Source organism: Kocuria atrinae C3-8 (assembly GCF_000286355.1).
GTDB lineage: Bacteria > Actinomycetota > Actinomycetes > Actinomycetales > Micrococcaceae > Kocuria > Kocuria atrinae_A.
On sequence record NZ_AJXN01000110.1, the window covers coordinates 61,412 to 83,418 of the forward strand.

General features: G+C 64.3%; 15 protein-coding genes, 1 tRNA gene, 7 pseudogenes and 1 riboswitch. Of the genes and pseudogenes, 11 read left to right on the forward strand and 12 right to left on the reverse strand.

Annotation, left to right across the window (positions count from 1 at the left end):
* Window positions 1-7: 7 nt before the first annotated feature.
* Window positions 8-114, reverse strand: a riboswitch (TPP riboswitch).
* A gap of 89 nt (window positions 115-203) precedes the next feature.
* The 7 genes and pseudogenes from YO9_RS0112080 to YO9_RS0112110 all read right to left on the reverse strand — a co-directional run bounded on the left by YO9_RS0112080 (window position 204) and on the right by YO9_RS0112110 (window position 7,171).
* Entirely contained in the window at window positions 204-470 is a 267-nt protein-coding gene (locus YO9_RS0112080) for a DUF4235 domain-containing protein (RefSeq protein WP_031273206.1), read from the reverse strand.
* A 94-nt stretch (window positions 471-564) separates the two neighbouring features.
* Window positions 565-930, reverse strand: a complete 366-nt coding sequence (gene mnhG, locus YO9_RS0112085) for a monovalent cation/H(+) antiporter subunit G (RefSeq protein ID WP_016997733.1) — start codon at window positions 928-930, stop codon at window positions 565-567.
* On the reverse strand, window positions 927-1,190 hold the full coding sequence (locus YO9_RS0112090; protein ID WP_016997734.1) for an MrpF/PhaF family protein: 264 nt from the start codon (window positions 1,188-1,190) through the stop codon (window positions 927-929). Before YO9_RS0112090 ends, mnhG begins: the two co-directional genes overlap by 4 nt.
* 3 nt (window positions 1,191-1,193) lie before the next feature.
* Window positions 1,194-1,841: a Na+/H+ antiporter subunit E gene (locus tag YO9_RS0112095; RefSeq protein ID WP_016997735.1), complete on the reverse strand. Its 648-nt coding sequence runs from the start codon at window positions 1,839-1,841 to the stop codon at window positions 1,194-1,196.
* Window positions 1,838-3,474, reverse strand: a pseudogene (locus YO9_RS0112100) (Na+/H+ antiporter subunit D). The gene YO9_RS0112095 and the pseudogene YO9_RS0112100 overlap by 4 nt, the downstream one beginning before the upstream one ends.
* On the reverse strand, window positions 3,471-4,061 hold the full coding sequence (locus YO9_RS0112105) for a Na(+)/H(+) antiporter subunit C (protein ID WP_016997736.1): 591 nt from the start codon (window positions 4,059-4,061) through the stop codon (window positions 3,471-3,473). The pseudogene YO9_RS0112100 and the gene YO9_RS0112105 overlap by 4 nt, the downstream one beginning before the upstream one ends.
* Window positions 4,058-7,171, reverse strand: a pseudogene (locus YO9_RS0112110) (Na+/H+ antiporter subunit A). The gene YO9_RS0112105 and the pseudogene YO9_RS0112110 overlap by 4 nt, the downstream one beginning before the upstream one ends.
* 401 nt (window positions 7,172-7,572) lie before the next feature.
* On the opposite strand from YO9_RS0112110, the pseudogene YO9_RS20105 reads away from it, so the two are divergent.
* Both YO9_RS20105 and YO9_RS20110 read left to right on the forward strand, forming a co-directional pair.
* A pseudogene (locus YO9_RS20105) lies at window positions 7,573-7,986 on the forward strand (MFS transporter); the annotation flags it as partial.
* On the forward strand, window positions 7,986-8,639 hold the full coding sequence (locus YO9_RS20110; RefSeq protein WP_262925681.1) for an MFS transporter: 654 nt from the start codon (window positions 7,986-7,988) through the stop codon (window positions 8,637-8,639). The pseudogene YO9_RS20105 and the gene YO9_RS20110, both read left to right, overlap by 1 nt.
* A 151-nt stretch (window positions 8,640-8,790) precedes the next feature.
* Here YO9_RS20110 and dcd read toward each other — a convergent pair whose 3' ends face one another.
* Window positions 8,791-9,369, reverse strand: a complete 579-nt coding sequence (dcd, locus tag YO9_RS0112120) for a dCTP deaminase (protein WP_031273208.1) — start codon at window positions 9,367-9,369, stop codon at window positions 8,791-8,793.
* 27 nt (window positions 9,370-9,396) lie between these two features.
* Entirely contained in the window at window positions 9,397-9,705 is a 309-nt protein-coding gene (locus tag YO9_RS18420; protein WP_223286496.1) for a GNAT family N-acetyltransferase, read from the reverse strand.
* Between the two features lie 313 nt (window positions 9,706-10,018).
* On the opposite strand from YO9_RS18420, the gene YO9_RS0112130 reads away from it, so the two are divergent.
* The 7 genes and pseudogenes from YO9_RS0112130 to YO9_RS0112160 all read left to right on the forward strand — a co-directional run.
* A tRNA-Gly gene (locus YO9_RS0112130) sits at window positions 10,019-10,092 on the forward strand.
* A gap of 77 nt (window positions 10,093-10,169) precedes the next feature.
* Window positions 10,170-10,622 (forward strand): aspartate 1-decarboxylase, encoded by a 453-nt coding sequence (panD, locus tag YO9_RS0112135; RefSeq protein WP_016997739.1) that lies wholly within the window; start codon window positions 10,170-10,172, stop codon window positions 10,620-10,622.
* Between the two features lie 76 nt (window positions 10,623-10,698).
* The gene (locus YO9_RS0112140) at window positions 10,699-11,619 is read left to right on the forward strand and encodes an AEC family transporter (RefSeq protein WP_031273209.1); all 921 of its coding nucleotides are present in this window, start codon (window positions 10,699-10,701) and stop codon (window positions 11,617-11,619) included.
* A 209-nt stretch (window positions 11,620-11,828) separates the two neighbouring features.
* Window positions 11,829-13,062 (forward strand): annotated as a pseudogene (locus tag YO9_RS0112145) (extracellular solute-binding protein).
* Window positions 13,059-14,026 (forward strand): annotated as a pseudogene (locus YO9_RS0112150) (carbohydrate ABC transporter permease). Before YO9_RS0112145 ends, YO9_RS0112150 begins: the two co-directional pseudogenes overlap by 4 nt.
* Window positions 14,027-14,032: 6 nt before the next feature.
* Entirely contained in the window at window positions 14,033-14,869 is an 837-nt protein-coding gene (locus YO9_RS0112155) for a carbohydrate ABC transporter permease (RefSeq protein ID WP_016997742.1), read from the forward strand.
* Between the two features lie 53 nt (window positions 14,870-14,922).
* A pseudogene (locus YO9_RS0112160) lies at window positions 14,923-16,163 on the forward strand (ABC transporter ATP-binding protein); the annotation flags it as partial.
* A 323-nt stretch (window positions 16,164-16,486) separates the two neighbouring features.
* Here YO9_RS0112160 and YO9_RS0112165 read toward each other — a convergent pair.
* Window positions 16,487-17,140, reverse strand: coding sequence for a hypothetical protein (locus tag YO9_RS0112165; RefSeq protein ID WP_016997743.1), 654 nt, complete (start codon window positions 17,138-17,140; stop codon window positions 16,487-16,489).
* A gap of 139 nt (window positions 17,141-17,279) precedes the next feature.
* On the opposite strand from YO9_RS0112165, the gene YO9_RS18430 reads away from it, so the two are divergent.
* Complete coding sequence (locus YO9_RS18430; protein WP_016997744.1) at window positions 17,280-17,546, forward strand: hypothetical protein; 267 nt, start codon at window positions 17,280-17,282, stop codon at window positions 17,544-17,546.
* The gene (locus YO9_RS0112170) at window positions 17,534-18,262 is read left to right on the forward strand and encodes a hypothetical protein (RefSeq protein ID WP_016997745.1); all 729 of its coding nucleotides are present in this window, start codon (window positions 17,534-17,536) and stop codon (window positions 18,260-18,262) included. Before YO9_RS18430 ends, YO9_RS0112170 begins: the two co-directional genes overlap by 13 nt.
* A gap of 119 nt (window positions 18,263-18,381) precedes the next feature.
* On the opposite strand, the gene YO9_RS0112175 is transcribed toward YO9_RS0112170, so the two are convergent.
* Both YO9_RS0112175 and YO9_RS0112180 read right to left on the reverse strand, forming a co-directional pair.
* Entirely contained in the window at window positions 18,382-20,313 is a 1,932-nt protein-coding gene (locus tag YO9_RS0112175) for an NHL domain-containing thioredoxin family protein (RefSeq protein WP_031273211.1), read from the reverse strand.
* Window positions 20,314-20,535: 222 nt separating this feature from the next.
* Window positions 20,536-22,007, reverse strand: a pseudogene (locus YO9_RS0112180) (bifunctional copper resistance protein CopD/cytochrome c oxidase assembly protein); the annotation flags it as partial.

Genomic DNA, 22,007 nt, shown 5'->3' on the forward strand with positions numbered 1-22,007 from the left:
CACGGGTCCTTTGAGATGCTCGACTCCCTATCGCCGGTATTAGCCGGATCAGGTTCGAGGGTCTGCGCTGGCGCGCACTCTCAGCGCCATTCGGGCGCTCCCCTGTCGTTAGTAGCTCATCTTAGACCACAAGTTCAGACCAAAGGAAAGCGGCGGGTCACGTTCATTGAACGTGACCCGCCGCTTGCACGGATCGGGCAGACTCAGATTTCGGACTGCGACGTATTGTCCTGATCGTCCTCGTTGAGTTTGGCCATCGCGCGCTGCACGCCCACCTTGACCAGGGTGGTCACCAAACCGGTGAGGAGAGCCCACACGATGATGTCGCGCCAGGCCTCGTCCGGATCGGGGTTCTTGGCGGGAGGCTCATTGCCGGTGACCTTCTTCCACCCCGCGGTCAGGACCTTTGTGGCCACTGCGGTTCCGCCCAGCGATGCGGCGGTGCTGGCCAAATCAATTGCTTTGCTCATCGAACGCTCCTCTTCATGGTTCACAGTTCTCCACCAAGCATACGAACCACTGGGTGGTTCTACGACAACTTCAGCCCCTGCCGGGCCGAGAATTTTAATCCTCGCGCCGGGTACTCGCGTAATCGACCACGTTCTTGAGGTCGTCCTGAGTGAGGTTCTCCTCGTGCAGGTGCTTGGACCGGTACGCCGAACGCCCCACCATGTGGGCCGACACAGGAACGGTCAGCAGCATGAAAATCCACGCCAGGATCAACAACGGGATCATCTTGGGGTCACGGCCCTCGATCGCCACCGCGGTCAGCAGCAACAACAGACCGAATACCTGGGGCTTGGTACCCGCGTGCATCCGGGAAAGCAGGTCCGGGAATCGCACCAGGCCCACGGCAGCGGCCAGCGACATGAGGCAACCGACCACCATGCACACGGCGGCGACAATATCCAGAATGAGTTCGAGCGTCATGGCTTCCCCGTTCCCACGTTGCGGGCCACGGTCACGGATCCCAGGAATCCGATGAGCGAGACGATGACCAACAGGAAGATGTTGTTCATGTGGTGGTTGTAGACCATCTCGATGGCCAGGGACGCACCCACAATGGCCAGCAACACGTCACTGGCGATCACACGGTCCAGGAGTGAAGGTCCCTTGGCCAGGCGGTAAATGGCGCCGGCCGCAGCCAGTACCAGAAAGACTCCGCAGATCCACACGGCTATCTCGAACATGGCCTACTCCTTTCCCCGGTCGGATGACTCGCCTGCGCGGTGCATCTGCGTGGACGGTGAATGAATCATGCCGGTCGCGGTGGTGTCATCACCCTTGGACTCGTGCTTCAGCGCCTTCAACTGGTCCTTGTTGCCCATGATCCGAATCCACGCGGCCTCGATTCGGAGGGCGGACTTCCGGAAGATCTCCGCTTGCTCCTCGTTGGAGACGTCCAGGACGTGGAAGTACAAGATGCCCGAACCGCGATCCACCTCGATCACCAGCGATCCCGGGATCAGGGCCATGGTGTGTCCCACGGCGGTCATCAACAGGTCGTTGTTCTGTCGCAGCTTCACGCCCACCACAGCGTTGTGCACGTTAGGACCTTGCAGGAGTGCAAGTTTGAACACGTGGAAACTCGCTTTGGCCACCTGCCAGATGAACGTCACCACGAATACGGCGAAGTGGAGGACGTTGAAGCGGCCGGAGAGTTTGACGGGTGGCAGCGTCAGAGCACGGGTCACCATGAAAGCGAGGATCAGCCCGAAGGCCAGGTTCCCCAGGCTCCAGTCGCCCCACAGCGCGCCCCACACCACGACCAGCCACAGCAGTAGCGGGATGTCGGCGCGGAACGTGCTCTGGGAACGCTTCAGTGTGGGAGAAGTACTCACTGTGCCTCCTCACTCACGCCGCCCTGGCCCACCGGGGCGAAGACGGCATCGATGTAACGATCCGGGTTGATCAAGTTCTGTGAGGCGTTATCCGCCAGGTCGAACAGCGGACCGGCGAACACGGTCAGGGCAACACCCACGACCACCAGCGCCGTGGTGGCTCCCACCATGAAGCTCGGCATGAGCACCACGGCGTCCCGGCCGGCAAACGTGCTCGACTCGTCTCGCGAGGCCGGACCGGACGTCCGGGGCCGCTTGCCGTCCCTCGTGCGCGAACGGAGCACAGGATCGGGGTACTCTGCGTCGTCCACGCTGCGCAGGAACACGCGGATCCACACACGGATCAAGGCGAGCAGGGTCAGCAGCGAGACGAACACGCTGACGCCCACCAAGAGGTAGTCCAGGCTGGTTCCTCGGGTCACGCCCGCTTCCAGGAGACCCACCTTGCCCAAGAAGCCGGAGAACGGCGGAATGCCACCAAGGTTCAGGGCCGGGATCATGTACAGAATGCCGAGCAACGGTGAGATCTTGAGCATGCCCGCGAGGCGATCCACGTTGGTGGAGCCGCCACGCCGTTCGATCAGGCCAGCAACCAGGAACAGGCTGGTCTGGATCACGATGTGGTGGGCAATGTAATAGACCACTGCCGCCAACGCGGCCTCGGTCCCCACTGCGATGCCGAAGATCATGTACCCGATGTGACTGATCAGCGTGAACGAGAGCATACGTTTGATGTCGATCTGGGCCAGCGCACCCAGGATGCCCACCAGCATGGTGAGCAGGGCGACCCACATGAGTAGGTCGTTGATCTGTGTTCCGGGGAACAACAGGGTCTCGGTACGGATGATCGAGTAGACGCCCACCTTGGTCAACAGGCCCGCGAACACGGCGGTCACCGGTGCGGAGGCGGTCGGGTAGGAGTCGGGCAGCCAGAACGACAGCGGGAAGATTGCGGCCTTCACGCCGAACGCGATGAGCAGCATCAGGTGCAGCTGCATCTGGGTGCCTGCGGCAGGTCCGCCAACTTCATGGACAGATCGGCCATGTTCACCGTGCCTGTGGCGCCGTAGATCATGCCGATCGAAATCAGGAACAGCACGGAGGAGATCACCGAGACCACCACGTAGGTGACGCCGGCACGGATGCGCTGCACGGTTCCGCCCATGGTCAGTAGCACGTAGGAGGCGGTCAGCAGGATCTCGAAACCCACGTACAAGTTGAACAGGTCTCCGGCGAGGAACGCGTTGGAGACACCGGCCACCAGGATCAAGAAGGTGGGGTAGAAGATCGAGATGGGGCCCTCGTCGTCGCCGTCGGCGACGCCCTCGCCCGCCGCGTAGATCAACACCGCCAAGGAAACGACCACGGAGACCACGAGCATCAGGGCGGACAGCTGGTCGACGACCATCACGATGCCGAAGGGTGCGGCCCAATCACCCAGGTGGATGGCCTGCGGGCCCTGGTTCCACACGGTGATCATGATCATCACGTTCAACGCCAGAGTCACGCTCATGGCACCGATCGTCACGAAGCGCTGCAACCGGTTCCGGTGCACGATCAACATGTTCATCGCGGCGCCCAGGAAGGGGATCACCACGGCCAGCGGAGCTAGCTGCGCGAAGTCATAGTTCATGATCGACCCTCCTCTCCGGTGTCCTCGGGTCCGTGACCCTCATGGCGATGGCCCTCTGCGTGTTCGACGTAGTCCGGTGATGAAGGGGCAGCCAGGTGCTGTGCTCGGTGATGTCCGGGGGACTCAGTGGCTTCCTCTTCGTTGTGACGTGGCCGTACGGGCGGAGTGTCCGAGTCGGTGAACTCGGAGGAGTCCTGGGGCATGGCGTCGTCGTCCTCGGCGTCGTAGGCGGACTGCTGTGCCACGCGACGGTCTTCAAGGTCGTCCTGGATCTCGTCGCGGCGGGCCAGGGTCCAGGAGCGGTAGATCATGCTCAGGATGAACGCCGTGGTGGCCAGCGAAATCACGATCGCGGTCAGGATCAACGCCTGCGGTAGGGGATCCGAGTACTCGGATCCGTCAAGATCCTTGTTGTAGAGCGGAGCGAATCCGGGGGCGCCACCCGCGTGCAGGATCAGTAGGTTGGTGGCGTTGGTCAAGAGCATGATGCCCAGCAACACGCGGGTCATGGAGCGTTCCAGGAGCAAGTACACGCCCACGGAGTACATCACGCCCATGACCACGAGCAATGTCAGGTTGACAGTCATCCCTGCACCTCCGTGGGGTTGCCACCCGTGGCCGAGGCTCCGGGTCCGTTGGACGTGGTTGCGGAAGCGGAGTCCCCCACGCGCTGCGCGGAGACGGACGGACCGCTGCGGGTCACGCGGATGCGAGAACCACCGCCCTTCTTGGTGGTGCCGTCGAAGGCCTCACGTTCCTTACGCTCGTCGATGCGCCCGCCCAACGAACGCAGGATGTCCAGGACCAGTCCGATCACGATCAGGTAGACACCGATGTCGAAGATCACGGAGGTCACGAATTTCACGTGGCCGAACACGATCATGTCCCACTCGAACGTGTAGCTCTGCATGACGGTGCCACCGAAAAGCACGGGCACGATCGAGTAGAGCGAGGCGATGGCCAGACCCGCACCGAGCATCCAACCGGCATTGACCGGGGTGGCCCGTTCCAGTTCGTAACGGCCGCCGGCCAGATAGCGCAGCGTGAGCGCCAGGGCGGCCATGAGGCCACCGGCAAAGCCGCCACCGGGGTCATTGTGCCCGGCGATCAGCAGGTAGATGGAGACCATCATGAAGGTGTGGAACAGCAACCGTGCGATCACTTCGAAGATGATGGAGCGCCGTTCGGGTGCCAGCGTCCGGCCGGCCAGGATGAACGGGTCGGCATCCGGGCGTGATGAGAAGCGACGGGCCAGATCCAGCTGCTCGGTGTTGACGTTCTGCGAATGGGCGGCCGCGTTCATCGTGCGGATCATCTTGAGTTCAGACGTGTCCAGCTGGTGCCGCTCGCTGCGCAACCTGTCGCCACGGCTCTTCACGAAGATCAACGAGGCGATGCCGGTGGCCGCCACGACCAGCACGGTGATCTCACCGAAGGTGTCCCACGCGCGGATGTCGACCAGGATCACGTTGACCACGTTGGCGCCGTCGCCCTCTTCGTAAGCCAGGCGAGGCAGGTCGAGCGAGATGCGCTCGGCGGAGCGGGACGAGATCGAGAAGGCCGCAAGGGCCATCATGAACAGCCCGAACGCCACGGCGAAGATCACGCGGAAGGCCTTGCGACCGGCGGGTCGGCGGTTCCACAGTGGACCGGGCAGCGAACGCAGCGCCAGCACGAAGGCCACCAGCATGATGGTCTCCACGAGCGTCTGGGTCAGCGCCAGGTCCGGGGCACCCTGCAGGGCGAAGATGAGCGCAAGGCCGTAACCGGTCACGGAAACGAGCAGCACCGCGAGGAACCGCTTGCCCGCGGTGAGCACCAACAGTGCCGCCACGATCATGGCAATGCCGGTGACCAGCTGGCCCGGGGAATCCGCGTAGCGGGTGTCGGCCAACGGCGGGGTTTCGTACCAGAACAGCGCGATCAGGGGCACCACGATCGCGGTAACCAGGATGACCGACAGGTAGAACTTCAGCGAACACGCTGTGTGCGACCGGTGACCCACACGGCCACCAGGTCCAGTGCGTTGACGATCTTTCGGTAAACGAAGTCACCGGTGGGAACCTCCGGCAGCCTGTCCTGGAACTGGCCCACGGGGCGGCGAGCGAAGTACAGCACCGCACCCAAGGCGATGATCAGCGCGGACAGGCCCAGGGCCACGGTGAATCCGTGCCACAGCACCAAGTGCACCCCGGATTCGGCGGCGTCGGAGAACTCCTCCTGATAGGGCTTGATACCGGCTTCCATGGGCTTGGGGTACAGACCGAACACTACGGTGAGGACTGCCAGAACGGCCGGGGCCAGGATGAAACCCCACGGGACCGGCTTGAAGTCACCGATGACCGACTGGCCATCCTCTGCGGTGTCCAGTTCGGAGAATTGTCCTGGCTTGCGGGCGAAGCCACCCCACATGAAGCGCGCGCTGTAGGCGAAGGTCAGGATGGAGCCGATGACCACGCCCACGAGCATGATCATGCCCAGGGGTTCCGCGCTGTGGTCCACGAGTGCGGTGAGCACGGCTTCCTTAGTCACGAAACCGAACAGCGGTGGCACACCCGCCATGGACGCGGCACCGATGAGCGAAACGACGAACAACTTGGGAGCACTGCGCCCCACACCCGAGAGCCTGCGGATGTCTCGCGTTCCGGCCTGGTGGTCGATGATGCCCACGCACAGGAACAGGGTGGCCTTGAACAGACCGTGGGCCATGACCATGCCCATGCCGGCCATGGCCGTGTCCGCGGAACCAAAACTGATGACCGCGGTGATGAAGCCCAACTGACTCACGGTGCCGTAGGCGAGGATGAGTTTGAGGTCGAACTGGCGCAGGCCACCCAGCGCCGAAGATCATGGTGGCCAGACCCAGGGAAACCGTGACCGGCAACCACCACTCGGTCGCGGCGAACCCCGGAGCGAAGCGTGCCACCAGGTAGATGCCGGCCTTGACCATGGCCGCAGCGTGCAGGTATGCGGAGACCGGCGTGGGTGCGGCCATGGCCGCGGGAAGCCAGAAGTGTGTGGGGAACAGCGCGGACTTGGAGATCGCGCCGGCCAGGATCAGGATAATGGCCGCGTTGAGGGTGGCGGACGTCGCCATCAGTTCCGGGGCGGCGTCGACAATCTGTGAGACGCGGTAGGTCCCCGCGGCCTCGCCCAGCATGATCATGCCCACGAGCATCGCCAGGCCACCCGCGGTGGTGATCACGAGCGCCTGCAACGCGGCGCGACGAGCGGCGAGCTTGGTGCGCGAGTAGCTGATCAGCAGGAACGACAGGACCGAGGTGATTTCCCAGAAGACGAAGAGCACCAGGAGGTCGTCCGCGGTGACCAGACCGAACATGGCCCCGGCGAACGCCACGAGCTGCGCTGCGAAGGCCCCGATCCCGTCCGCATCGGACTTGAAGTACAGCGCACAGTAAATCAACACGAGTGCGCCCACACCCAGGATCAGCAGGCTCATCATGTAGGCGAGCGCGTCCATGCGGAAGGCCAGGGTGATCCCCAGCTGCGGGATCCACTCGAGGGTGCTGTACCACTCGCCGGATTCACCGTAGACGCGGGGAGTTTGAGTGAACAGCCAAATCAACGAACCAAGGGGCACCAGTGCCACGGCGTAGAAGCCGGATCGTCCGGTTCGTTTGAGGATCGCTGGCGCACACAGGGCTGCAAGGCCGTGGAGGAGCAGCACAGCGAGCATAGAAACCTAAACCTCTCTGGAGGTCACAAACAGCATGGACATGACCCCCACGAAAGGCACGGTTCTACCCAGGCGGACGGGCCGGAAGATTCCTGCCAATCCTAACAAAGCGCATAAATGACACGTCCACATTTTCCTCTGGGTGAACCGAGGAACGAAAAGCTCGCGCGCCACCCCGTTAATTCTTTACCCGCGGGTCACATCTGGGCCCTAGGGTGGGGGCCATGACCACTCAAGCCCGGGAGACCGTGGGAACGCGCGCACAGGTCCTCGCCTGGTGCTTGTGGGACACGGGATCCTCAGCGTTCCACGCGATCATGCTCACCTTCGTGTTCACCGTGTACCTGACAAGTTCGTCCTTCGGCTCACCCGAGCACACGTCTGCCGTGCTGAGCGCGGGCATGGCCATCGCGGGCTTCTTCATCGCCCTGACCGCCCCGTTGATCGGGCAGCGCTCGGACGCACCTCGCTCCCGTTCCCGCTTCTTGGGTGTCAACACGGTGTTGCTGGCGCTCTTCACGGGCCTCGCGTTCTTCGCCCGCCCCGAGCCGTCCTTCCTGATCTTCGGTGTCGCAATGATCGCCATCGCCAGCATCGTGGCCGAGTTCGCCGAGGTCAGTTACAACGCCATGCTCCCCGGTCTGGCCGGCCCCCGGAAGATCGGTGCGGTTTCCGGTTGGGGCTGGGGTGCCGGCTACTTGGGCGGCATCGTGGCGTTGGCGTTCGTGCTCTTCGGCTTCGTCCAGCCCGGTTTTCTGGGGATCGCCACCGAGGACGCCCTCAATTACCGTTCTGTGGCCCTGTTCAGCGCCGTGTGGGTTCTGGTGTTCTCACTGCCCCTGATGCTGCGCGCTCGCAGCATGCCCTACCGCCCACTCGAGATCGACGACGACGCCGCCTCACCCGCCCCGCGCCGCGCATCTTGGCCTCGTACAGAGATTTGTTCCGCACAATTGCCAGGGTCTGGCGCCGTTCCCCCGCCACCGTCTACTTTTTGCTCTCCTCCGCCATCTTCCGCGACGGGCTCGCCGGTATCTTCACGTTCGGCGGCGTTCTTGCGGCGGGTACCTTTGGTTTTTCGATGTCCGAGGTCATCATTTTCGCGGTGGTCGCCAATATCGCCGCAGCGCTCGGCGCGATCGTGGGCGGCAAGTTCGACGACGCCGCCGGCCCCCGTGCCGTGATCGTCGTGTCGCTGCTCGGCATCATGGTCGCGGGTTCCGTCTTGTTGTACTGGGAGGGCTCCACCGCGTTCTGGGTGTGCGGCCTGGCGCTGTGCTTGTTCGTGGGACCTGCTCAAGCGGCGTCGCGAACTTACCTGGGACGACTGACCCCGTCCGGTCGCGACGGGGAGATGTACGGCCTCTACGCCACCACGGGTCGAGCCGTCAGCTTCCTGGCACCCCTGATGTTCGGCATTTTCGTCACCGCGTTCGGTGCCAGATCTGGGGCATCCTGGGGATCCTGAGTGTGGTGGGCGTGGGGTTGCTCCTGCTGCTGTTCACGCCCAAGCCACCCAAGGGCTTCACGACCGTTCAGGCCTGATGACACCAGTACGCCGCAGATGCCTTACACGGCATATACGGCGTTCCACTCCATCGGGCAGGGGCGTGGACGTCCTATTCGACCGGCGATCGGTGAAAGTTCACATGGCTGCGCGAGGCCGTGGGTCCGCGCTGACCCTGATACCGGTTCCCGTAGGTGCCGCTACCGTAGGGGTGCTCCGCGGCGGACGAGAGCTGGAAGAAGCACAACTGCCCCACCTTGGAACCCGGCCACAGCTTGATGGGGAGCGTGGCCATGTTGGACAGTTCCAGCGTCACGTGGCCGGAGAATCCGGGGTCGATGAACCCCGCGGTGGAGTGCGTGAGAAGGCCCAACCTACCCAGGGAGGATTTACCCTCGAGTCTCGCGGCGACGTCGTCGGGGAGCGTGACCTTTTCGTAGGTGGCGCCCAGGACGAACTCGCCGGGATGCAGCACGAATGGTTCGTCGGGGTCGACCTCGATCAACCGCGTGAGTTCGGGTTGCTCCTGGGCGGGATCGATGTGCGCGTACTTGTGGTTGTCGAACAACCGGAACCACCGGTCCAGGCGCACGTCCACGCTGGCGGGCTGGATCATGGCGGGGTCGTACGGTTCCAGCTTCACACGGCCAGAATCCATGAGGCTGCGAATATCACGATCGGAGATGAGCACGATTACACGGTAGTGCACCGGTACCGGTCACAGAGGTTTTATCATGACCACCCGCGCGGCAGGATCCAGTCCCTGCGCGGTTTCACGGTCGACCACAGCACGCAGCTCCGGGGACCACTCTCCCTCCGGCAGTTCGCGGAAGCCCAGGCGCGCGTAGTAGGGCGCGTTCCACGGAACGTCTCGGAACGTGGTCAGGGACAGTCCGTCCAAGCCTTGGGTCTCGGCCCAATCACCCACGGTGTCGATGAGGGCCGCACCAATGCGCCGCCCGGCCAGCCTGGGGTGAACCGAAACCTGCGCGATGTGGGCATTGGCCCGATCAGCTCGACGGCGCAATACGCGGCCGGTTCTCCCGCGTCGTCGGTCGCGACCCATAACCGGCCCGCTCGTTGGAAGCCACCCAGCCAGGTCAGACTGGGCGGGACGTCGAGTGCGATCTCAGGCATGCCGACGTCCGCGAACTGCTTTCCCGCCGCTACTTCGATGTCCTGAACGGCCATGAGGTCTCGCGGTTCGGCTGGTCTGATCATGGGGGCTTCCACCTGCTGGTTCGTAGGCTGGGTCATGAAGAGGGGAAGAAAGTCCCCGCTGAAGTTGTTGTAGACTCGGTGGCGTTCAATCGGGCCGCCAGGTCTGATTGGTGCAACGCGCGGCTGTAGCTCAATGGTAGAGCGCACGCTTCCCAAGCCTGATACGCGGGTTCGATTCCCGTCAGCCGCTCCACATAACGCGCCACCGCCCCGGGAGACCTTCGAGGACCCGGGGTTTGTGTTACACATTGCACGCGTCGAGGAGCACCCATGCTGCGCACCATGTTTACCGGCAAGATCCACCGAGCAACCGTGACCCAGGCGGACCTGCACTACGTGGGGTCCGTAACCGTGGACCAGGACCTGCTGGACGCCGCCAACATCCTGCCGGGTGAACAGGTGTCCATCGTGGACATCGACAACGGTGCCCGCCTGGAGACGTACACGATCGCCGGCGAGCGCGGCAGCGGCGTGATCGGAATCAACGGTGCCGCAGCACATCTGGTGCACCCGGGTGATCTGGTGATCCTGATTTCCTACGGACTCATGGACACCGCGGAAGCCCAGAATTACAACCCCCACGTGGTGCACGTGGACGAGAACAACAAGATCGTGGCGCTGGGTTCGGACCCCGCGGACGCCGTCACCGGAGACATGGTGCGCCCGCCCCAGGCTCGCGATCACACGGAGGCCCAGGAAGACGCCGCTGTAGCGGCGCTGTAGCCACCGCGGTGGCTCTCGGATCCGCTCTCCCGCTCGGAGAACAGCACCCGAACTTCATGGCTGAGAAGGCTCATCCATGAGCGGTGTGTTCTCCGGGTTCTTCATCATTTGGACCGTGATCGGCGTGGGCTACCTGGTGGGCCGCTCAGGCTTCCTGGGTCCGCACGGACAGGTGGTGCTGTCCAAGCTCTCCTTCTATGTGGCCTCTCCGCCGCTGCTGTTCCTGACCATTTCGCAAGCGGACATCGCCCAGATGTTCTCCACTCCCCTGCTGATTGCTGCCGCGTCCGCGTGGCTGACCATGGGCCTGTACGCGGTGGTTGCTCGGTTCGCGCTCAAGCGCGACACCTCGACCGTGGTCATGGGCTCGCAAGCCGCAGCACAGGTGAACGCCGCCAATTTGGGCATTCCCATCGCGATGTTCGTCCTGGGGGACGCCTCCCAGGTGGCTCCCGTGATGCTGTTCCAACTGGCCATCAACTCTCCGCTGTACCTCACGGCCATGGACACGCTCACGGACGGTCACCGCCCCACCCCGTGGTCGATTTTCAAGAACACGTTCACCAACCCCCTGATCGTGGGGTCGCTGCTGGGCATCCTGTTCGGCGCGACCGGATGGCAGCTGCCCGATCTGGTGTTACAGCCCATCGAGCTGGTGGCCGGTGCCAGCATCCCCGCCATGCTGCTGGCTTTCGGCATGTCCCTGGTGGGCTCGCGCCCCCTGTCCGACAAGAAGGAACGCACGGACACCCTCATAGCGTCCTTCGCAAAACTCTTCATCCACCCCGCCCTGGCACTGCTCCTGGGGGTCCTGCTCGGTCTGGACGGCCACCCCCTCTACGCCGCGGTGATCATGGCATCTTTGCCCACTGCTCAAAATCTTTACGTGGCGGCGGTACGGTATAACCGCGCAACCACTGTGAGCCGTGACACAGTATTGGTCACCACAGTGTTCTCGATGATCACCATGGCAATCATTGCCGTAGTGCTTTCGTGACCGCGTCGGTCAGTCGGTGTGAAATACCCCACCAATAGACTGAGTAAATGCTGAGCAGCCTGTTGACCCTCCCGGGATCCATGGGCTCACTGCCCAGTGCATGACCTTGCCACAGGGGAGGAAACATAGTGAAAGCCACTCACACACCACGCACGGCGCGGAGGGGGCGCCGGATCCGAGGCGCTGTAGCGCTCGCGGGCGCGTCAGCAATGTTGCTGACGGCGTGCGGTTCGCAAGAATCGGGTCCGCCCACGCTGACGTGGTACATCAACCCGGACGACGGCGGACAGGCCGAGATCGCGGAACAGTGCTCCGCGGCGTCGGACGGGAAGTACAAGATCGAAACGTCGCTGCTGCCCCGCGATGCGTCCTCGCAGCGTGAGCAGCTGGCGCGCCGTTTGGCCGCTGGCGACACGTCCATGGACATCATGAGCCTGGATCCACCGTTCGTTCCCGAGCTCGCCGAGCCCGGGTTCCTGGCCAAGCCGCCGGCGGACGTGGTCGAACGGACCACGGCGGACACACTGGAGGGCCCGCTCGAGGGTGCCAAGTGGAACGGTGAGGTCGTGGCCGTTCCGTTCTGGGCCAATACGCAGCTGCTCTGGTATCGGAAGTCGGTCGCGGAGGCCGCGGGTCTGGACATGTCCAAGCCCGTCACGTGGGATCAAATCATTGACGCCGCACGCAGCCAGGACAAGTACCTGGGTGTCCAAGGCACCCAAGCCGAGTCCATGACCGTGTGGGTCAACGGACTGGTCGCCTCGGCCGGTGGGGAGATCATCACCGCCGGCGAAGAAGGCCAGGACGCGGACATCACCCTGGACACCGAGGCCGGAAAGAAGGCCGCGGACATCGTGGGGACCATCGGTAAGGACGGCCTGGGCGGACCTGGCTTCCGACCCAGGACGAGAACTCATCCATGATCCAGTTCCAGGGGGACAAGGGCTCGTTCATGGTGAACTGGCCGTTCGTCTGGGCAGCGTCCAACGGTGCCGTGGAAGAAGGTTCGCTCGAGAAGGCGGTCGTGGACGACATCGGCTGGGCCCAGTGGCCCCGCGTCAACGCGGATGAGCCTTCCGCTCCGCCCCTGGGTGGCATCAACATTGGTGTTGGCGCCGATTCGCAGAACCAGGAGCTCGCGTGGGAGGCCGTGGAGTGCATCGTCACTCCGGAACACCAGTCCCAGTACTTCGCGACCAACGGCAACCCGCCGTCCTCCGCGAAGGCCTTCGACGACGCCGCGGTGCGAGAGGCATACCCGCAGCGCCCGTCATCCGGGAATCTCTGGACAACGCGGCACCTCGCCCGCAGACTCCGTACTACAACGAGATTTCCACCGCTATCCAGCAGGAGTGGACGCCCCCGCAGAGCGTGAATGAAAACACTCCCAAGGAGACCACTGCCTTTATTGAGCAAGTCCTGAAGGGAGATGCGCTGCTGTGAGTACGACAGTCGACTCTTCGACCCCAACATCTCAGACGAACCGAGCGCCCAAGGGCAAACGGCAGATCTCGGACCGCGTACGGGCAGAACGCAAACTCGGCTGGCTCTTGGCCGGCCCGGCGTTCATCATCATGTTGCTGGTGACCCTGTACCCCATCGCGCAGGCCGTCTACGACTCCTTGTTCAGCTTCCGCCTCACGGCACCCGGTGACAAGGAATTCGTCTTCCTGGGTAACTACGCCACGGTCTTCTCCGACATTCTCTTCTGGAAAGACCTGGGTGTCACCCTGTTGATCACCGTGGTCACTGTGGGTGTGGAACTCGTGCTCGGCCTGGCGCTCGCGCTGGTCATGCACAGCGCGATCAAAGCCACCCGCGGCCTGCTGCGCACCGCGATCCTGGTGCCCTACGGCATCATCACCGTGGTGTCCGCATTCGCCTGGTTCTACGCGTTCGACATCACCACTGGTTACGTGAACAACTGGTTCGACTGGGTGCCCGGTATCGGCCCCGACTTCAACTGGTTCTCTTCCGCAGGCCCGGCGTTGAGCATCATCATGGCGTCCGAGATCTGGAAGACCACGCCGTTCATCTCGCTGCTGTTGCTCTCCGGACTGGCACAGGTCCCGGGTGAACTCTCCGAGGCGGCCCGCGTTGACGGCGCGTCCGCTTGGCAGCGCCTGACCAAGGTGATTCTGCCGAACATGAAGGCCGCCATCATGGTGGCCGTGGTGTTCCGCGCGCTGGACGCGTTCCGTATCTTCGACAACATTTTCATCATGACCCAGGGCCAGTACGGCACGGAGGCGCTCTCGCTGCTCGCGTATCGAACCTCCATCGGACGCTGGAAATTGGCCTCGGCTCGGCGATCTCCGTGATCTTGTTCCTGTGCGTGATGCTCATAGCGCTCACCGCGATCAAGGTCTTCAAGGTGGATCTGGCCGGCTCTGGGAAGGGTAGGTAAACCGCCATGTTGAGCACTAAACAAAAGCTCGGATGGGCCATCGTCACCGTATTGGTGTTGATCTACGCGCTGTTCCCGGTGCTGTCCATCCTGATGACCTCGTTCAAGTCCCCGGCGGACCTGGCATCCGGCAAGTTCCTGCCCGCCCAGTTCGTCACCGACAACTACGAGCAGATCTTCGTGGGAGACGCCAAGGACCTGTTCCTGCCCGCGCTGTGGAACTCCATCGGTATCTCGCTGATCGCCACGTTCATCGCGGTGGTGCTGGCTACCCTGTGCGCCTACGCGATCGCCCGCCTGGACTTCCCGGGCAAGCGCATCGTGTTGACCACCGCGCTGATGGTGTCCATGTTCCCGGTGATCTCCATCGTGACGCCGCTGTTCAATCTGTGGCGTCAGGTGGGCCTGTACGACACCTGGCTCGGTCTGATCATTCCTTACCTGTCCCTGACCCTTCCGATCTCCATCTGGACGCTGGCAGCTTTCTTCCAGCAGATCCCGTGGGATCTGGAGCGCGCGGCCCAGGTCGACGGCGCTTCCACCTGGCAGGCGTTCCGCAAGGTGATCGTTCCGCTGACCGCACCTGGTGTGTTCACCACCGCGATCATTGCGTTCTTCATCGCCTGGAACGACTTCGTGTACGGCATCGGTCTGACCTCCACCTCGGCGGCCCGTCCGGTCCCCGCGGCGCTGGCGTTCTTCACGGGTGCCTCGCAGTTCGAGGATCCCGCCGGCGCAATTTCCGCAGCGGCGATCATCGTGACCATCCCCGTGGTGCTGTTGGTCCTGGCCTTCCAGCGCCAGATCGTTTCCGGTTTGACCCAGGGCGCGGTCAAGGGTTGATCCCGCCGGTCCCTCAACACTTCAAGCTCAATCACAGTAAGGACTGAGTAGACATGGCATCAATTACCATGCAGAACCTCGTCAAGAAGTACGACGACGGTTTTCCGGCGGTCAATGACGTCTCCATTGACGTGGCCGACGGTGAATTCCTGATCCTCGTGGGCCCCTCGGGTTGCGGTAAGTCCACGCTCCTGCGCATGGTCGTGGGACTCGAGGACATCACGAGCGGTGACCTGCTCATCGACGGCGAGCGCGTCAACGACAAGGCTCCCCGTGACCGCAACCTGTCCATGGTGTTCCAGAACTACGCTCTGTACCCGCACCTGACCGTGTACGAGAACATTGCGTTCCCGTTGCGGTTGTCCAAGGGTCAGTTCTCCAAGGACGAGATCGACCGTAAGGTCCGTGCGGCCTCGGAGACTCTGGATCTGGACGAGCATCTGGAGCGCAAGCCGGCCAACCTCTCCGGTGGTCAGCGTCAGCGTGTGGCCATGGGTCGCGCCATCGTGCGTGACGCGGATGCGTTCCTGTTCGACGAGCCGCTCTCCAACCTGGACGCCAAGCTCCGTGGCCAAATGCGCACGGAAATCGCCCAGTTGCAGCGCCGGATGGGCATTACCTCCATCTACGTGACCCACGACCAGACCGAGGCCATGACCCTCGGCGACCGCGTCGCGGTGCTCAAGAAGGGTGTGCTGCAGCAGATCGCCTCCCCGCGTGAGCTGTACGAACAGCCGGCCAATCTGTTCGTGGCGGGCTTCATCGGCGCACCGTCCATGAACTTCCTGCCGGCGCGCATCGAGGGCAATGTGTTCAAGACGCCCATCGGTGACATCGAGGTCCCGGAGCGCGTTCAGCAGAAGGTGTCGGGCAAGAACGACATCGTGCTGTTGGGCCTGCGTCCCGAGCACTTCGAGGACTCCAAGTTCGTGGACGAGGCCAAGGTGCCCCACGGCACCACGTTCGAGGCCGAGTTCACCCACACCGAGTGGCTGGGTAACCAGCAGTACGGCTACATCCAGTTCGAGCAGGACCAGGCCGTCAAGCACAAGCTGGACGAGCTGGCCAAGGACCTGGACGCGGACGAGATGCCCTCGCAGGTGGTCGTGTCCTTGGACGCTTCCTCCCGCATCCGCGGTGGCACGGCGGCCAACATCTGGTTGGACGCCGCCGCATGCACGTGTTCGATCCCGAGACCGGTGAAAACCTCACCCGCGACGAGGAGGCCGGTGCGGAGCTGACCCGCGAGGCCACCGAAGAGCGCGAGGCCGAGATCGAGCGCGCGCGTCAGAAGGCCGACCGCGCATCGGGTCACGACAACCGTGACAACGGTGCGGCTCACGCGGGCGACCGCGATGCTCGTGGCACGGATGCCCGTGACCGCGATGTCACCGCTGATCGTTCCGAGGCGGACGCTCGTCGCGCGGACACCGGTGACGGCAATGCCACCGGTGATCGCCCCGAGTCCGGTGGCCGCCACCGCGCGGACGATGCTCCGTGGCAGGGTCAGGGCGGCGGCAGCTCCAGCGCCTGAGGCTCACACAACGCATGAGAACGCCGACGCCGCGGTGCGGCTCCCCAGGGAGTCTCACCGCGGCGTCGGCGTTTGTGCAGTGACTACTGGAACGTGGTCTGGACGAACGTCAGCCACACGACCAAGACGATGACGAGCACCAGGGCCAGCGAAGATGCCGCGTACCGCAAGCGCGGGTAGCGCACGTGCCAGGCCACCAGCTTGGGCCAGTGTTTACTGACCTGCTCGGGTGTGGCCTGTTTGAAGTTCACGTGCTGCGCGCCGGACAGGTCCGCGAAACTCTTGAGTGAGGCTGTGTCCCACACGATTCCGTCCAGGGCCATGGCCCGTTTGCCGGTCTCCGTGACGAGCCACAGATAGGGCCGACCACGGGGCTTTCCGGACTTGGGGCGCGGCGGCAGAAGCTTGTCCACCGTCACCACCTGGTGCACCTGATCGCGGGGCACGGCGTGGAATCCGATCCAGCGCGACTTCAAGAAGTGGGTCTGCGTGATCACGGTCAGCGCGGGTCGCAAGTAGCCGTAGGCGATGATCCCCCCGACCAGTGCCAGCAGAATCAGAACGGCGATCACGGGCCCGCGCGGGCGGCGGTAGTAGAGCGCGAGCAGGGCCACGGCCACCAGCAACAGCGGCGGAACGGCGGCCCAGATCCGGCGGCCGTACGAGGTGATGCGCGGGTGGAAGACGTGCTGCGGAGCGGAATATTTCTCCGGAACCTGTCGGACTGTTTCTGCCATGGTGTGCTGAGATTCTCCCGCTGACGTCGGTGTGGGCCCGCACCAGCTTAACCCTCAGCTTCGCAGGGGGCTGACGGGTGAAATGTCGTAGTGCGCCGTCTTGGGTCTCTTCCCCGCTGATGGACTAACGTGATGATCCATGGAACAAACCGACCGCGTACTGAAGGCCGTAGGGGCATGGCTGTTTCTCATTGTGCTCTCGGTCGCCGCGGCGGCAGTCACCATTGCCCTGGTCAACAAGTACCAGTACGGGCCGGAAACGGACGTCAAAGCCTACTTCGATGCGCTCCAGGCCGGCGACGCGCCGCAGCTCTCGGCCTGCTCAACGCCGAGGTCCCGGATTCCAACGCGGCCCTGCTCGACGGTGAACCGTTGGAAGCGGCCGCGGAGAAATTGGACGACGTAGACATCTCCACGGTGTCCTCCTCCGAGGACCAAGCGGTGGTGCGCGCGGACTACACCCTGGACGGTCAGGAGCATAGCTCCGAGTTCACCCTGCACCCCGCAGACACCCAGTGGGGTTTCTTCACGGTGTGGGATTTCGATCGGACCACCTTGCCCACCATGCACGTGACCATGCCCGGGTCCACCGCAGTGGACATCAACGGGGAATCCGTGGCGCTGACCGATTCCGCCCGTGACTTCGCGGTCTTCTACCCCGGCATCTACACCGGTTCCTATACCTCCCCCATGGTGGCCGCGGAACCCGAGCAGACCGTGGTGACCAACCCGGCGAACGAGACCACGCTCAATCTCAAGGCCACTCCCTCGGACGAGCTGAAATCACAGGTCAGCGAGCAGACCAAGACGTACCTGGACAAGTGCGCCGAGCAGGACACCCTGTACCCGGCCAGCTGCCCTTTCTCTTACGAGTTCTCGGGACGGGTCCAGGACAACGTCACGTGGTCCATCACCGAATACCCCACCACTGACATCCGGTTGAGCGGGCCCAACGTGGACCGGTGGGGCCTCATGGACGCCCCCGGCACGGCCAAGATCGAATTCACCTCCGTCAACTTGATGGACGGTAAGACCAGCCAGGTCTCCGAAGAGGTGCCCTTCACCTTCAAGGGCACTCTGGAGGTCACCGAGGAAGAAGCCACGGTCACGCCCAGACACTGACCCACAAGCACTGAAACGTGCAGGCCACCCCGCGTCGAAGCACAACTGACCATGAGAAAGGCCGCCACCGTCCCCACGGACGGTAGCGGCCTTTCTCAGGTCACCGATCAGCGGCGGGATCAGTCGAGCCCGCGCAACTCCAAGGTCAGCTCGGACTCGGCGTCATCGGAAACCGTGAACGGAATGCCCCAGTCCTGTTGGTACAGGTGGCACGCGGCGTGCTCGGGGATCTCGCCGTCCGGGGAACCGTCGCACGCGGCCGCTCGGGCGGTGATGTGCAGAACACCCTCGGTCACGCCGTCGGCCAGGCGGAGCGTGCGGGTCAGGCCCTGTGCGGTGCCGTCGCCCTCAACGAGTGCCTCGGCCGGGGAGGACGAAACCTTCAGCTGCGTGGGATCACCCCAGCGGGTGTCCAGCTTCTGGCCGGTGGGAGCGGAGAACCGGACCACCAGGTCCAGGGCACCCGGTGCGATCGGGGTGCGCTTGCGCTGCATCTGTGCCGCACCCTCGTCCACGGTCTGAGCGTCCTTGGGCACGGGCACGCGCACCAAACGGTGAGCGTTGGCTTCGACAACCACCATCACGGGCTGCTCGTCCGCGTCGTCCAGGATCACGCCGGACGGCTCGGCCAGCCCGCGGGTCAGCGTGGAGACCTCGTTGGTCGAGGGGTCGTAGCGACGGATCGCGCCGTTGTAGGTGTCCGCGATCGCCACCGAGTTGTCGGGCAGCACGGCAACGCCCAGGCAGTGCTGCAAGCGGGCCTGGTCGGCAGCGCCGTCGCGGAAGCCGAAGTCGAACAGACCCTCACCGATCGGACTGTCCACGGAGGACACCGCACCGGACTCGTCGAAGCGCACGCGGCGCAGTGCCGAAGACTCGGAGTCCGCAACCCAGACCGTCCCGGAGGAATCCTGTGCCAGACCCGACGGCTGGGCGAACCAGGACTCGCTCGCGGCGCCGTCGCGCAGGCCCTCGTCACCGGTGCCCGCGAGCACGGCGACCTGACCGGTGCGCGGGTCGAAGGAGAACAGCTGGTGGGTGCCGGCCATCGCGATGACCAGGGTGTCCGCTGCGGTGGACCACAGCACGTCCCACGGCGAGGACAGCGCAACGTCCGTGGGAGCGGCGTCGGCGGGAATTTCGTTGGGGTCCACGCCGCGAGCGCGAGCGTCGTCGAGCAGGCGCTGCACGCCGTTACCGGCCAGGGTGCGCACCTTGCCCGTGGACAATTCCACGCCGCGCAGGCGGTGGTTGACGGTGTCCGCGACGATCAGGTCGTAACCCACGGTCGCGCGCACCGATTCGGGCAGCAGGGCCACGCCCTGCGGCTCGTTGAAGCGGGTGGCATCCGCGGGGCCGTCCGCCCAGCCCTTGGTACCGGAACCGATGGCCCGGCGCACCGTGGTGAGGTCGTCCTCGAGCTGCACCAGGCGGTGGTGGCCGGTATCGGTGACCAGGAAGGAGCCGTCCGGCAGACGCACGGACTTGCCCGGGAAGCGCAGGTCGCCCTCGGGACGCGGGCGCGGCACGTAGGGACCGTCGCCGCGGTGCAGGGTGCCCTTGGCGTCATGCTCGGCCACGAGCTCCTCCACGAGCGATTCCAGGCCCTGCACGTGACCCTCACCGGACAGGTGCGCCACGATGTAGCCTTCGGGGTCCAGCACCACCAGGGTGGGCCAGGCACGCGCCGTGTAGGCGTCCCAGGTCTTGAGCTCGGGGTCGTCGAGCACCGGGTGGGTGATCTCGTAGCGATCCACCGCGGCAGCCAGTGCGTCGGGATCGGCTTCGTGCTCGAACTTGGGCGAGTGCACGCCCACGGTCACCAGCACGTCCGAGTACTTCTCCTCGAGCGGGCGCAGCTCGTCCAGCACGTGCAGGCAGTTGATGCAGCAGAAGGACCAGAAGTCCAACACCACGATCTTGCCGCGCAGGGCCTCCAGATCCAGCTGCCGGTCGCCGGTGTTGAGCCAGGCGCGGCCGGTGAGCTCGGAAGCTCGTACGGGGGTAGTGCTCCGCTGTGTCTTCACAGTGTGTTGAGTCCTTCCAGGCATGCAGAATCAGGTCTTCCAGGTCAACGTTAGCCGCCGCGCGCATCTTCCCGGGCACGCGCGTTGCGGTCTGTGACGCGCGTTCGGCGAGCGGGCCCGCGCCATGGACGACGACGCCGCTCACCCCGTCCCGCGGTCGGCACCCTTGATGTCCGTGCCGGCCCGAATGCGAACCGGCCTAAGTTCGAACCGGCCCGAGGCGAGATCGGGACGCGTGCTGGGACGTCAGCGGCGTCGTCGTTCGTCCTGTTCGGCCAGGTTGGCCATCATTTCGTTGTAGGCCTTGAGCTCGGCGTCGTCGGTGCGGTCCGCCTGCCGGTCCACGCGGCGGTTCTCCTTGCTGCCCTCGAGTGCCCACAGGATGGCAACGATCACGGCCAGCAGGAACGTGGGGAACTCACCGATCCCCCACATGAGCATGCCGCCCAGCTCCTGGTCCTCCAGTGCGCTGGGGCCCAGGGGCGGCCCATGTTGCCGAACCAGCCGGCCTGAAGCACCGCGGTCATGCTCATGATGGAGATACCGATGAACGCGTGGGCAGCCATGGTGGCCAGCAGGAGCACCAGGCGCATGGGGTAGCTGGGTCGCTTGGGGATGGGATCGATGCCGATGAGCACCAGGGCGAACATGTACCCGGTGAACAGGAAGTGCATCATCATGAACTCGTGGCCCACGTGGTAGCGCAGCGTGATGTGGAACAGGTCCGTGAAGTAGAACAGCACGATCGAGAACGCAAAGTTGGCCGCGGCGAAGATCGGGTGCGTCACGATCTTGCCCCACGTGGAGTGCACCAGGCGAAGGATCCATTCGCGAGGACCACGGGTGCCGTCCCCGCGGGGCTCCAGCGCCTTGAGAATAACCGTGATGGGCGCACCGGAGACCAGGAACAGCGGCACGATCATGGTCAGGCTCATGTGCTCCACCATGTGGGCGGAGAACAGCACACGGGCGTACACCGCCACGCCGCCGGACGTCGCGTACATGAGCAGCACCAGACCGATCAGCCAGGACGCGGTCCGCAGCACCGACCACTTGTCGCCCCGGCGCCACACCTTGATCGCAGCCCAGAGGTACACGATGGCGAAGAAAACGACCACTGCGGCCCAGAACCAGTCGATGCGCCATGTGGTGAACCACGAGGCGAAGGTCGGTTCGGGCGGCAGTTCGTACCACGTGAGCAAACGTGCCGGAGAGGCATCAGTGGGCATCTCCTCCGGTACGGGCGGAGCCGTGCGGCTCAGCGCGGAGGCAATACCCATGAGCAGGCCCATGAGCACCAGCTCCACCACGATCAGGCGCCACAGTGTGGCCGTGCGCGATCGGGAACCGTCCTCCACACCCGGAATCAGCCACTGCCGGTGGGCGAAACCGACCAGGGCCAGCAGCAGGGTGAGCACGAGTTTGGCCAGCACGATGCGCCCGTAGCCCGAGTTCAACTGCTCCCACGTGCCAATGCGCACCTGGGCGTTGATGATGCCGGACAGCAGCACCAGGAAATAGCAGCCCAGGGCCACCACGGAATAGCGGCGGAGCACCACGGACAACAGCGGTACGCGGTGCTTGGTCTCGCCGCGGTGGGCGATCACCGTGGATTCCTTGGCGAGCAGCGGGCTGGCCCATGCCAGAACGATCAGTCCGCCCACCCACAGGCACACACCCATGAGGTGCAGGCCCAGCGAGTTCACGGCGCCCATGTG